The sequence below is a fragment of the Pseudoleptotrichia sp. genome (assembly GCF_057270515.1).
The window spans coordinates 44,382-58,819 of sequence record NZ_DBHIXS010000009.1 but is presented as its reverse complement, the minus strand read 5'-3'; the positions used below and the strand labels follow the sequence as shown (position 1 = coordinate 58,819).

Here is a 14,438-nt window from a genome sequence, read left to right as displayed (position 1 = left end):
AGCAAATAACGGTACAATAACATTGGGCAACAAGTCCACAGGAATATTTGCGGCTGACGGAGTAAATAACGAAGTCTTAAATGCAGGAACAATAACAGGTACAGGAAATAAAGCAGTAGGTATAGTGTATGACGGAACGGGTGCAGGAGCAAGAAGGATAAATAACACTTCGACAATAAGGCTTTCAGGAGAAAATACAATAGGAATATATGCAAAAGGAAGTAACTATATAGCTGAAAATAACGGAGATATACAAGTAGGAAATGCTTCAAACCTGAATAATCCAAGTATAGGAATGCTTACAACAGTGGATAACATACAGCTTAAAAATAACGGAAACATAACAGGAGGAAGCAACGCAGTCGGCATATACGGAATAAATAATATTGCAAGTATCGGAAGTATAACAACGGGAGATAATTCTGTCGGTATATACGGGAAAAACAATATAACATCATCAGGAAACATAACAGGAGGAAATGATTCGTTCGGCATATATGGAGTAAATAATATAACATCATCGGGAAATATAACAACGGGAGAAAATTCGACAGGTATATACGGAGTAAATAATATAACATCATCAGGAAACATAACAGGTGGAAATAACTCTATCGGTATATACGGAACAGACAATATTTCAGGCACAGGAGATATAACAAGCGGAAACGGCTCTGTTGGAATATACTCAAAAGGAAATGGCGTAACATTCAGAAATATATCAGTCGGAAATGATAATTCGACAGGAGTGTACCTCGAAAATGGAGGAGGAACAGTAATAGGGAACGGAAATATGACGATAGGAGAAAATTCTTACGGAATAGTGTCAAATGAGGGGAGCTATAATTTTGATTTGACATCATCAGGAAATGTAACTCTTGGGAATAAAGGAATATATGTATATTCGTCATCAAGAAATGGAACCATAGTAAATAATGCCGATGTAACAGGTACAGGAAATGAAAGTTACGGACTTTATACAGCGGGAAATAATGTTACAAATAATGGAAACATAAATTTGGGCTTAGGAATAGGAAACGTAGGAATGTACTCAATGAAAGGAGGTACATCCAGAAACAGTTCGACAGGAATAATAACGATAGGAGCTTCGGATATAGAGCCTATAAATATGGACGACAGAAAATATGCGATAGGAATGGCGGCAGGATACAGAAAACAGGATACAGGAAATATAATAAATGAGGGAACAATAAACGTGAACGGAGCAGACAGTATAGGAATGTATGCAACGGGAACAAATTCCACTGCTATAAACAGAGGGACAATAAATCTTGGAGCCAAAGGAACAATAGGAATGCTCCTTGATGAAGGTGCAAGAGGGAAAAATGAGGGTATAATACAGACTGCACCGGGAGCAGACCCTGAAAATGTAAGTGGAGTGATAGGACTGTATGCAGGAAAAAATTCCGTACTTGAAAATACGGGAACAATCCATATAGTATCGAGAAAAGGAGCAGGATACTTTCAGGCAAGGGGAGGAATGATAATAAATAGAGGAACAATAATACTTGGACGGAGCGGAGCGGCAGAAAATGAAGAGGAAGAATCAGGAGGACCGGGTTCAAACACAAGTAAGGAAGTAGGAAATGTAAGGATAAAAGCTCCTAAAGGTTCACCGACTGCAAGAGTATATATAAACGGAGTGGAAGTGACACCCGAACCTGTAACGGTAACAGAAGGGGAAAGAAATATGCTGCATTCACCGATAGGAATGTATATAGATACACTAAGAAAGACAAATCCTATAGTAGGATTGGATAATGTAACATCCTCGGCAGACCTCATTATAGGTTCCGAAGCTGCAAGCAAAACGAACAGTAAAGCAATAGAAGTAAGTGGAGAATTACTCGAACCGTATAACAGAACGATAGAGGACAGCAGTATAAACAGCTGGAATATATATTCTGGAGCATTGACATGGAGTGCGACGGCGACACTTGCAGGAAGAACGGGAACAATAAATAAACTATATATGGCAAAGAGAACATATTCGGCATTTGCAAGGGATAAAGATACAACAAGGGATACATACAACTTTACTGAAGGGCTTGAAAAGAGATATGATAAGAATGCTCTTGATTCAAGAGAAAAAGCATTATTCAACAAACTGAATGCAATAGGAAATAATGAAGAAATCCTGCTTTATCAGGCATTTGACGAAATGATGGGACACCAGTATGCAAATGTACAGCAGAGAATAAGCAATACAGGAAAAGCCCTTGACAGAGAGATAAATAAACTCAATGACAGCTGGGAAAATCAGTCCAAGAAATCCAACAAGATAACGACATTCGGTATAAGAGATGAGTATAAGACAGATACGGCAGGGATAATAAACTATACAAGTAACGCATACGGAATAGCGTATATAAGCGGGAATGAAACGTTGAAACTCGGAAACAGCTCGGGCTGGTATGCGGGAGTGATACATAACAGATTTAAATTCAAGGATATAGGAAAATCGAAAGAGAATACTACAATGGTAAAATTGGGACTATATAATACAAAAGCCTTTGACAATAACGGAAGTCTGAAATGGACAATATCAGGAGAAGGATTTGTAAGCAGAAGTGAAATGGAAAGAAGATACCTTGTAGTAGATGAAATATTCAAAGCAAAATCAGATTATACATCATACGGAGTGGCAATGAAAAATGAAATCAGTAAAGAGTTCAGAACGAGTGAAAGAACGAGCATAAAACCGTATGGAAGTATAAAGTTTGAATACGGAAAGACAGGAAAGATAAAAGAAAAGACAGGTGAAGTAAGACTGGAAATAAAAGATAACAGCTATTACTCGATAGTGCCTGAAGCGGGAATAGAATTCAATTATAGACAACCGTTTGCGAAAAAAGCAACATTTACTGCCTCACTTGGAATAGGATATGAAAGTGAGCTTGGAAAAGTAAATGACAGGAAAAATAAGGCAAGGGTAGGATATACGGATTCGGAATGGTTTAATATAAGGGGAGAAAAAGAGGACAGAAAAGGAAACTTTAAGACAGACTTGAACATAGGAATAGAGAATACAAGATTTGGAGTAACAATAAATGCAGGATATGACACGAAAGGAGAAAATATAAGAGGAGGAATAGGATTTAGAGCTATATACTAATGATATTTTTAAGATGATTATTCATCTATAAAAAGGGGCTGTCTCATAAAGTAAATAAAATTACCAAATCATAAATTCTATATATTCTACTATATTTATAAAATCAATAAAAATAATATCTGTTGATTTTTAAAAATATATAACATTTATGTTAGTAAAATTATTTTTGACTTATGAGACAGCCCCTTTTAAAAATTTATCTATAATAATTTAGCAAAATTCAAAAATAAAATATAGTTCTTTTATTTTAGATGAACAAAAAAATTCTCTTAATAGAATTTATAAAAATAGTATTAGTAGTATCATTTAAAAAATAATATGAAGAACAAAAAAATAGAAAAATATATATTTATTAAAAAATTATGATTAACTCCGAAAGGAGAGGAAACTTGATTTTTTTATTAATTTATGTTATAGTACAAATACCTTGAGGTAGACCCCAAAAGGGTAACTTGATAATAAATTAAATTTTGTGACAAAAAAGACTGGAAAACTCCAGTCTTTTTTGTTATAATTTCGTTGGCTTCACAAAAGCCAAATTTATTATCAAGGAGGTACTGCTATGTTTAAAATGGTAGTTGTACTGATTTTTTTATTTATCAGTTATAACCTGTTTTAATCATCAGACCTCAACCCTTAGGGGTATTTTTATCTTTTTACTTTATAAGTAAGTTTTTCACCGTCTGTATCTATTAAAACTACACTATTCTCAGGTATCTCATTAGATAAAATCATTTTTGAGAGATTAGTTTCTATATCTTTCTGAACAAATCTTTTCAGCGGTCTTGCTCCGTAAGCAGGGTCATAAGCTTCATCTACAATAAAATCAAGGGCTTTGTCGGTAAATTCTATTTTTATAAACTGGTCTTTGAGTTTTTTGTTTATATCTTCAAGAATCAGACTTATGATATTTTTTACACTGTCTTTTCCTAATGATTTAAATACTATAATGTCATCAATTCTGTTTAGAAATTCAGGTTTAAATCTATGTCTCATTTCTTCAAGTACAGCCTCTTTTGTGGTATTTGAAAGTTGCGGGTCTTGAAGAATAATCTCGCTTCCTATGTTGGAAGTCATTATTACTATAGTATTTTTGAAGTCCACAACTTTACCTTTCCCGTCTGTCAGTCTACCGTCGTCAAGCAGTTGAAGCAGAACATTGAATACATCGGGATGAGCTTTTTCTATTTCATCAAACAGTATAACCGAATAAGGTTTTCTTCTGACAGCTTCTGTCAATTGTCCGCCTTCTTCATATCCTACATATCCCGGAGGTGCTCCTATCAGTCTTGTAACGCTGAATTTATCCATATATTCACTCATATCTATTCTGACAATATTATTTTCATCGTCAAACAGATTGTGGGCAAGGGTTTTTGTGAGATAAGTTTTTCCGACACCTGTAGGTCCTAAAAATATAAATGAACCGATAGGTCTGTTAGGGTCTTTCAATCCTGCACGGGATCTTATTATGGTATCACTTATGGTTTCAATGGCTTCATCTTGTCCAATTACACGGTTTTTCATATGTTCGGCAAGGTTCAATATCTTTTCTTTTTCTCCCTGCAACAGTTTGGAAACAGGTATCCCTGTCCATTTTCCTACAATTTCCGCAATTTCTTCACTGTCTATTTCCTGTTTTAATAATTTGTTGGAATTACCTGTGTTACGATCTTTCCATTTTTCTTCCTCAATTTCTCTCTCTTTTTCAAGAGGTGCCAGTTTTCCGTATTGAAGTTCGGCTAATTTATTGAAATCTGCTCTTCTCTGGGCTTCCTGAATTTCAAGTTTGACTCTTTCTATTTCTTCATTAATCTTTGTAAGCCTTCCTGCTTCCTGTTTTTCGCTTTCCCATTGGGATTTTAATGTTTTTTCTTCCTCTTTTAGTTCAGCTATCTCTTTTTCCAGAGATTCCAGTCTATCCATTGAAGCCTTGTCTTTTTCTTTTGTCAATGCCACTTTTTCAATCTCAAGCTGCATAAGACGTCTTGTTACTTCGTCAAGCTCTGTAGGCATTGAGTTGATTTCAGTTTTTACTTTTGCTGCCGCTTCGTCAATAAGGTCGATAGCCTTATCAGGCAGAAATCTGTCATTTATATATCTGTCGCTCATTGTAGCGGCTGTAACTATTGCGTTATCAGTAATTCTAATTCCGTGAAATATTTCAAATTTTTCTTTTAGACCACGTAATATCGAAATAGTATCCTCTACGGTAGGTTCATTAACTAAAATAGGCTGAAATCTTCTTTCAAGAGCTGCGTCTTTTTCAATGTATTTTCTGTATTCATCAAGAGTAGTAGCACCGATAACTTTGACTTCTCCACGGGCAAGCATAGGTTTCAGGAGATTTCCTGCGTCCATAGAACCCTCACTTTTTCCTGCTCCTACGATGTTATGAACTTCATCTATAAATAATATTATTCTTCCGTCACTCTTTTCGAGTTCGTCGAGTACAGCTTTCAGTCTTTCTTCAAATTCTCCCCTGTATTTTGCTCCCGATATGAGTGCCCCCATATCAAGTGAAAATATAGTTTTATCTTTCAGATTTTCAGGTACGTCCCCTTTCAGTATTCTCTGGGCAATGCCTTCTGCAATGGCGGTTTTACCTACACCCGGTTCACCGATGAGGATAGGATTATTTTTATTTCTTCTCGATAAAATCTGAATAGCACGTCTTATTTCCTGATCTCTGCCGATTATCGGGTCAATTTTACCTTTTCTTGCCAGTTCTACAAGGTCTTTACCGTATTTATCCAGAGCTTCATAAGAATTTTCAGGATTGTCGGACATAATTTTTCTGCCGCCTCTTATTTCATTCAGTACATTTTCAAACTGATTTTTTATAATTCCGTTTTCCTTTAAAAAATTGTTGTTGTCATAGCTTGCCAAAAATAGGTGTTCTGTACTTATATAGGCGTCTCCCATTTTTTTTGCATAATCTTCGGCACCTACAAGAACTCTGTTCATTTCCGCATTGGGTCTTGGGTCTATACTTCCTCCCTCTATTTTAGGCATTCTGTCTAATTTGTCTTCGAGCTTTTTTGTCAACTCAATAGTGTTTATCCCCATTTTTTTGAGTATATTGGGAATAAGTCCGTTCATCTGCCCAATCAGTGCAAGTAGTAAATGTTCTACTTTTATATCGGAACTTTTGTATCTAATCGCAAAATTATGAGCTTCGGAAATGGCTTCCATACTCTTTTGAGTAAATTTTTCTTCCATATTTATCATTCTCCTTATTTTTCAGATTTTTTATTTAATATGCTTTATATAGTTAGTAAATTAGTAAAAATATTCATATTGTTAAAAATATTTGTATTATATATTAGAAGTATTATTTTTACTCCAACTTACTATAAAATATTTTTGCATAAAATTTTATCTTTCGTTTTGTTAGCACTCTATGCATATGATTGCTAACAAAGATAATATATCATATTTTTATTAATGTGTCAATGGTTTTTTTGAAAAAAACTATATTTTTTTGAAAGTAGTGATAAAGTTCAGATAGAACCGCATATTTGTTGTATAAAAATTAAAAATATAAAATTATCAAATAATCTGAATTATATATGAAAATAAAATCTCTCATTTTTCTTTAATCTTCATTTGCTAATATATACAAAATGAAGCTTTATAAGAAATTTTATGAAAAATAGAAATTATAGTTTATACAGGGAGATGATATTTTTATGAAAAAATATTTGAATTTAAAAGTTTTAATAACATCTGCTATATTGATACTTTGTGCGATGTGTATGGCAGTTTCATCAGGAAAGTCGACAAAATCGGGTAGAGGAGTATATGCAGGAGTTGATCACAGCGGATTCGATCAGGTGATTTATCTGAGAGACGATGGCACATATACAGAAGAATTAGGTAAGGCTGACTGGAAAACAAGAGTAGACGGAACATATACAATAAGCGGAAATAAGCTGATTACAACAGATAAAAAAGGAATAAAGGACGAATACGAATATACAACGGCAGATAAAAATGCTATGTTGGCACCGGGCAGTTTCTATATGTTTAAGGCACAGATACCAAAAAATAAAATCCCTGACGGCGTGTACAGCTTCTATGTAGGAACTGTATCAGGAAGTGCAGGAATAGGAGTCAGCGGAGCAGGAGGAAACGGATATATAAAATTTGAAGGAAACAGATTTATAGAGTATTCAGGTTCATTTTCTTCAATGTCCACTTCTTCAGCAGGAGGAGGTTCCAGCAGTTCAAATAAAGCTTCGGGAACATATACTATAAATAATGGTGATTTGACATTGAAATATAATAACGGTACAGTAAAAAGACACAGCTTTTTTTATGTTCCGCCAACTTCAAGCGGAAAAGGGGCAATGGTAGTTCTCGACGGAAGCATTTATTATGCTGATTAATAATATTGACCGAAAGTTTATAATATAAATAAGTTTTCAAATAAAGAAAGAGAATTGCGGCAATCTGTGAGAAAATAGCGGTGATTGGTTTTAGTTATTGGATTTAACATTATGGAAATATCGGCTCAATCTGTTTATCTTCAGGTAAATATGAATATTAAAAAGTCGGTATTTTTTATTTTGAATTTAGAATTTTAAATTCAAAGAGTAATATTTTTAATAATATATATATTAGTATATGCATTTAAATATGTATCTATAAGTATGTATTTAAAAGTATTTGTACAAATACTAAAGCATAAATACACCTTGATGATACAATACAAATATGCTACAATTCATCTAAATAAAAGGAAATAATCAAAGATAAAATACATAAAAATAGGCGGAGGAATAAAATAATTATGAAAATATTGCATATATTGGCACAGTTACCTGTAAAGACAGGAAGTGGAGTTTATTTTACAAATGTCATTGACGGATTGAAAGAATATCGGGATATAGAGCAGGCATGTGTTTATGCTACGACGTCCGATTACGATATAAATATACTGGACAGGAAAAATCAATTTGAAGTAGTTTTTGAAAGTGAAAATCTCCCCTTTTCTATAGTAGGAATGAGCGATATTATGCCTTATCCCAATACGCTTTATCATAATATGACCGACGAAATGTTCGGGCAATGGAAAAAGGAATTTCTGAAACAGTTAAATCTTGCAAAGAATAATTTCAATCCCGATGTAATATTGACTCATCATCTCTGGATACTGTCATCAATGGCAAGGGAGGTTTTTTCCGATAAAAAAGTAGTCGCAGTATGCCATAATACTGATATAAGACAGGCAAGGCAAAATGAAAGCCTAAAAAAAAAGCATATACACTCCCTGAAAGATGTGGATAATGTGCTGGCTCTAAGTAACAGACAGTTCAAAGATATAGAGGAAGTATTTGGAATATCGGAAGAAAAAATAATAGACATAGGGGCGGGATATAATGAAAAAATATTCTATCCGCCTGAACATTATCCTGAAAAAGAAAAAGTGGAATTAGTATACGCAGGAAAGTTTGATGATTCCAAAGGGTTTTATGAGCTGATAAAGGCATTTAGAAAAATAGAGGAAAATGACGACAGCGTTACGATAGATTTGATAGGTAACATAACCGAACAGAATAAAGAAAGAATAAAAAAAGAAGTGGGAAATTCCAAAAATATTAATGTCTATAATGCTGTATCTCAGAAAGAATTAGCGGATATTATGCGGACAAAGGATATTTTTATACTGCCCTCATATTTTGAAGGGTTGGGACTTATAGCCGTAGAAGCACTCGGGAGCGGTCTTAGAGTAGTTGCTACAAAGATAGACGGGCTTATAGAGCTGCTCGGAAAAGAGCTGAATGTTGATGAGATTATCGAATATGTCGATATGCCCACGATTTACGATACTGATAAAGCTGTGGAAGAGGAAAAACCTGCATTTGTATTGAGATTGGCAGATAAAATAGAAAATATGATAAAAAGAACAAGGGAAAAAAGAGAAATAGACAAGGTTTTGATTGAAAAAATTCAGAAAAAATCATGGAAATCAAAAATAGAAGATATAAAAGATGTTTTGTGTAAAGATAATAATAGTGTCGCCAAACAAATATGAAAAAAGATTAAATAAAAAAAGAAAATCCCTATTTAACTACTCCTTTTTATCGACATAAAACTGATTTATTGACATAAGACTAAGATAAAAGTAGTAAATATAGAGATAAATGTCAGGAAAAAGTAAATAGAAAGAAATAGAGAAATTTTTCTTATCATAATTTTATATTTTGATAATCAAATAATTTTTCTTTACAAATAAAAAAATAAAAGATATAATTTGTTTGATTAAAAATATATTTTAGGAGGCTTCGGAATGAAAAAAATGAAAAAAATTGCACTTTTGGCATTAGTAACAGCGTTAGTAATAACAGGGTGCGGAAAAAAGGAAAACAAGGAGGACGGAAAAAACGGAACAACAGCACAGGCAGAACAGAATAATGGGGCAGTAGATTTGAGCAAGGAAACGGCGGAATATAAAAAATTTGTTGAAGAGCAGATTGATATGCTTCTGAAAGATACGGAAAATTTTGCTCAATTATTGAAAAACGGAAAACTTGAAGAAGCTAAAAAAGTATATCCGTTAATACGTATGGCTTATGAAAGGTCAGAGCCTATTGCTGAAAGTTTTGGAGAATCCGATATTAAGATAGATTACCGTTTAGTGGATTTCAAAGAGGAATTTAACACTGAAGAGGGCTGGAAAGGTTTCCATAGAATTGAAAAAATATTATGGGAGCAAAATACTACAAAAGGTACTGAAAAATATGCTGACGAGCTTGTAAATGACATCAAGGAGTTGAAAGCCAAAATAGCGACTATAGAAGTAACTCCTGACATAATGCTTACAGGAGCTATAGATTTATTAAATGAAGTTTCCACTCAAAAAATCACAGGAGAGGAAGAAGTATTCTCCCATACTGATTTATATGATTTTAGAGCAAATATTGAGGGAGCACAGAAAATATTTGAACTGTTTAGGTCAAAATTAGAAAAAAAAGATAGCAAACTTGTAGCGACTTTAGATTCAGAGTTTAAAGCTGTAAACGGACTGCTTGACAAATATATGACAGATGATAAAAACTATAAACTGTACACTGACTTGACAAAGGAGGACACGAAAGCACTTGCGGAAGCTGTAACCAAGCTTGGAGAACCTTTATCCCAAATGGGAATAATACTGGATGTAAAAGAAGGTAAATAATATGAGTGATGATAACAAAGAAAAAAAATGGTTTGATAAAAAAATATCCCGTCGTGATTTTTTGAAAAAAGCGGGAATAGCCGGAGCAGGAGTTGCAGTAGGGGCGACAGGTGTCGGTGCCATTATGTCAAGCCTATTCGGTAATGTTGCCGAACAGTTTGAGGGGAAAGACGAAATTTCCTTTTATGGAAAACATCAATCGGGAATATCCACTCCCGTACAGAAAAATGTATACTTTGCAGTACTGGAGTTACATTCCGAAAATAAGGAAGAAGTCATGGAAATGTTCAAGGAATGGACAGATTATACTGAAAAAATGATGAAAGGGGAGCTTATAGCTCCCGAATTGAAAAATCATCTGTTGCCTCCTGTCGATACAGGGGAAACAGTAGGATTAAATCCTTATCGTTTGACTGTAACTTTCGGAATAAGTCCGTCATTTTTAGATAAACTGAAACTGGACAGTAAAAAAATTGAAGAATTTAAAGATTTGCCCCATTTCCCGAGAGACCAGATAAAAGAACGTTATAAAGGCGGAGATATATGTATTCAGGCTTGCGCCGATGACGCACAGGTGGCTTTTCATGCGGTGAGAAATCTTGTCCGTAAAGGGCGTACACTCATTACACTGAAGTGGAGCCAGTCAGGATTTTTGCCTATAGGGAATGGAAAAGAAACTCCGAGAAATCTATTCGGATTTAAGGACGGGACTGAAAATCCGAAAAATGAAAATGATTTTAATAATATAGTATGGTATGATAAGGATAACTGGCTAAAAGACGGAACATATATGGTGGTGAGACGTATTCAGATGCACCTTGAAACATGGGATCGTACTAATTTGCAGGAACAGGAAAATACATTCGGAAGATATAAAGAAAGCGGTGCTCCTTTCGGAGAAAAAGATGAATTTGCCGTGATTGATATAAATAAAAAGGGACCTGACGGAAATCCCGTACTTCCTATTGACTCCCATGTGTTTTTAGCAAAAAAGGCTGAAACGAAGATCTGTCGCCGTGCTTTTTCCTATTCTGACGGAATTAATGAAATAAGCGGTCAGTTTGACGCAGGACTGCTGTTTATATGTTTTCAGAAAAATCCTGAACAGTTTATCAAAATTCAGAACAGTCTCGGAAACGAGGATAAGCTGAATGAGTATATTACTCACATAGGTACAGGGATTTTTGCATGTTTTGGAGGGATAAGGAAAGGGGAATATATTGGCCAAAAATTATTTGAATAAATTCAGAATTACATTATTAGTGTGTTTTGTTTTCTTCTGTGCTAATATTATTGCAAAAGAGAGTTACAGTGAAATTTATGTAAAAATAACCGATGCAACTACTGCCCTTAGAAACAATGATAAAAAAGAAGCAGAAAAAATTGCAAATGAAATAAAAGAAAAATTTAGGACTGTAAAAAACGCCAATTCTCCCCAAGGGTCAAAAGTACAGGAACTTCTGAATAAAGGAGATGTAACTGAAGATAATCTGAAAGAGATTACAAAAGCACTTCTGGCATTTGAAAAGGAACAGAATCCTGTTGACGAAACTCAAGTGAAAAAAGACTTTAAAGCGAAAGTATTTCCTGCTCTTGATACTCTGGAAAAAGTTATTCGAAGTAAAGACGTGGAAGCTATGAAAAAGGAATATCTGAAATATAACGGGGTTTGGACAAGAAATGAAGCGGTAATAAGGGATAGAGACACCGTTTATTACGGAAAAGTCGAAACTGCCATGGCTTTCCTGCGAAGCTCCATGGAAATGGAACCTTTCAACTACGACAATGTCATAAGCTCATTTAACGATCTGAAAACCGTTATTCAGGAATTTCTCGACGGAAAGAAAGCCGAAAATACTTCTTCTGAAAACATTACTCTAAAACAGGCTGTAGATTTGCTGAAAGAGGGACTTGACGCATTTAAGTCGGGAGATAACGATACGGGGCAGGCAAAAGTAAAAAAATTTATACAAGTCTGGCCTACTGTAGAGGGTGATGTAAGTACACGTAACGGTGCCCTTTATACAAAAGTTGAAACACAGACGCCCGTAATAATGGTAAAAGGCGGAGAAAAGCAGTATCAGGAGCAGTTGCAGGGATTGATAGACGAGCTGTCCCAAATTGACACAAAAGCCGAATATACTTTTTTGGACGCGATGTTTATACTGCTTCGTGAAGGAGTGGAAGCGTTACTGATAGTATTGGCACTGGTGAGCGGACTGAAAGCTGCAAATCAGAAACGTGGACTGAAATGGGTATACGCAGGAGCATTAGCAGGAATTTTAGCGAGTATCGTTATTGCCGTTATTCTTCAAAAAGTGTTTCCTACTGTGTCTTCGGGAACAAACCGTGAAATACTTGAGGGATTTGTAGGTATATTTGCAGTAGCAATGATGATAGGAATAGGAGTATGGCTGCATAGCAAGTCTTCTTTGAAAGCTTGGAAAGACTATATGGAAAGAAAAATGAATATCGTAGTAAGTACAGGAAGTTTTATTTCGATGTTTATATTGAGTTTTCTTGCCGTATTCAGGGAAGGTGCTGAAACAATACTGTTTTATGTGGGAATTTTACCTTTAATATCGGTGCAGAACCTCATCATAGGTATTTTGAGTGCCATTGTAATACTTATCATAATCGCATTGGTTCTTATATATGCTTCCTCGAAAATAAAAGTACACAGAGTATTTTTTATACTCACATGGACTATCTATTTTCTTGCGTTTAAAATGTTGGGAACAAGTATTCATATGTTGCAGGTTGTGGGGGTTGTCCCTTTACATCTGATAAGATTTATACCTACGGTGGAAATATTAGGTATTTACGCGAACTGGGAAGTATTTATAAGTCAGGTTATTTTCATAATTCTGATTGTATTAATAACACTGAAAAGAAAAAAACAATAAAAATAAAATGATTTCGTCTACTTTTGTCCGTATAATGACAATAGTTATAACAAAAAAAATAAAAAAGAAAAAAGAAAGGATGTGTCCATGTCGGAAGATAAAGCTCAAACATTAATAGAGCATATCGGAGAATTCAGGAAAAGGCTTATAATAACAATAATATTTTTTCTGATTGCATTTTCAGTAAGTCTGATATTCTGTGCAGATATTTATAAAATGCTAACATATCCTTTTTCAAAAAAACTTGTCGTGTTAGGGCCTAACGATATTCTTGAGATATACATTACACTGGCAGGGATATGTGCTTTCAGTTTTACACTGCCTTTCGCGAGTTATCAGCTGTGGGCGTTTGTAAAACTGGGACTGAAAGAAAAAGAAGCTAAAATGGTACTTTCATATATTCCCGCAATATTTATTCTGTTTGTTTCGGGACTTGCTTTCGGCTTTTTTACGGTAACACCTGCACTTTTGAAAGTATTGCTTTCTATTGGGGAAGATCTGTTTAGTGTGCAGGTTACTGCACAAAGTTATCTGAAATTTGTAATACATACTTCATTGCCTATTGCATTTGTTTTTGAACTGCCTGTTATAGCGGCTTTTCTGACATCATTACATATTTTGACCCCTGCTTATCTGGTAAAGAACAGAAGATACGGATACTTTATATTGCTTGTACTGGCAGTTATTCTGACTCCTGCCGATTTTATAAGTGATTTGGCAATGACAGTACCGCTAATTCTGATTTATGAAGTAAGTGTCATGGTCAGTAAATATATTTATAGGAAAAGGAGAGGATAGTAAATGGGAATTTTTAGAGATATTGGGACACCCGGACTGATAGTCATAATACTGGGAGCATTACTTATTTTTGGACCTAAACGTCTGCCGGAACTGGGAGAAGCTGTAGGAAAAATGCTTAAAGAATTTAAAAAATCAATGTCTGACATAACAGATGAAAACGATACTAAAAAAAATGATGACAAAGAAAAACAGTAAAAAAGAAATAATACTAAGAAAAATAATAAAAAAATGATGTAAATAACGGGAAAAATATTCAGAAAAAAAACAAAAAATAAATTGAATATGTAACTTTAGTTACATATTTTTTTTATGAATATGATATAATTGGATATACAAAATAATTGAATATATAATTTTTTGATAGAATAAAGATAAAATTTATAAAAAAAGAAAAAAGAAAATAGAAAAAAAG

At 34.2% G+C, this 14,438-nt stretch carries 9 protein-coding genes; 8 read left to right on the top strand and 1 reads right to left on the bottom strand.

What is annotated here, in order from left to right:
• Positions 1-22: 22 nt before the first annotated feature.
• Positions 23-3,136, top strand: coding sequence for an autotransporter domain-containing protein (locus ACO5J6_RS07550; protein WP_485643154.1), 3,114 nt, complete (start codon positions 23-25; stop codon positions 3,134-3,136).
• Between the two features lie 648 nt (positions 3,137-3,784).
• On the opposite strand, the gene clpB is transcribed toward ACO5J6_RS07550, so the two are convergent.
• Positions 3,785-6,358: an ATP-dependent chaperone ClpB gene (gene clpB, locus ACO5J6_RS07545; protein ID WP_485643153.1), complete on the bottom strand. Its 2,574-nt coding sequence runs from the start codon at positions 6,356-6,358 to the stop codon at positions 3,785-3,787.
• Between the two features lie 470 nt (positions 6,359-6,828).
• Here clpB and ACO5J6_RS07540 point away from each other — a divergent pair, with 470 nt between their 5' ends.
• The 7 genes from ACO5J6_RS07540 (at position 6,829) to ACO5J6_RS07510 (ending at position 14,221) form a co-directional block, all read left to right on the top strand.
• On the top strand, positions 6,829-7,527 hold the full coding sequence (locus ACO5J6_RS07540; protein WP_485643151.1) for a lipocalin family protein: 699 nt from the start codon (positions 6,829-6,831) through the stop codon (positions 7,525-7,527).
• 404 nt (positions 7,528-7,931) lie between these two features.
• Positions 7,932-9,176 carry a glycosyltransferase family 4 protein gene (locus ACO5J6_RS07535; RefSeq protein ID WP_485643149.1) on the top strand — a complete coding sequence of 415 codons (1,245 nt, stop codon included), beginning with the start codon at positions 7,932-7,934 and terminating at the stop codon, positions 9,174-9,176.
• 255 nt (positions 9,177-9,431) lie between these two features.
• On the top strand, positions 9,432-10,319 hold the full coding sequence (efeO, locus tag ACO5J6_RS07530; protein ID WP_485643148.1) for an iron uptake system protein EfeO: 888 nt from the start codon (positions 9,432-9,434) through the stop codon (positions 10,317-10,319).
• A 1-nt stretch (position 10,320) separates the two neighbouring features.
• Positions 10,321-11,562: an iron uptake transporter deferrochelatase/peroxidase subunit gene (efeB, locus tag ACO5J6_RS07525; RefSeq protein WP_485643146.1), complete on the top strand. Its 1,242-nt coding sequence runs from the start codon at positions 10,321-10,323 to the stop codon at positions 11,560-11,562.
• Positions 11,540-13,225 (top strand): FTR1 family iron permease, encoded by a 1,686-nt coding sequence (locus tag ACO5J6_RS07520; protein ID WP_485643145.1) that lies wholly within the window; start codon positions 11,540-11,542, stop codon positions 13,223-13,225. Before efeB ends, ACO5J6_RS07520 begins: the two co-directional genes overlap by 23 nt.
• 87 nt (positions 13,226-13,312) lie before the next feature.
• Entirely contained in the window at positions 13,313-14,023 is a 711-nt protein-coding gene (tatC, locus tag ACO5J6_RS07515; RefSeq protein ID WP_485643143.1) for a twin-arginine translocase subunit TatC, read from the top strand.
• A 3-nt stretch (positions 14,024-14,026) separates the two neighbouring features.
• Entirely contained in the window at positions 14,027-14,221 is a 195-nt protein-coding gene (locus tag ACO5J6_RS07510) for a twin-arginine translocase TatA/TatE family subunit (RefSeq protein ID WP_485643142.1), read from the top strand.
• The last annotated feature ends 217 nt before the right edge of the window (positions 14,222-14,438 follow it).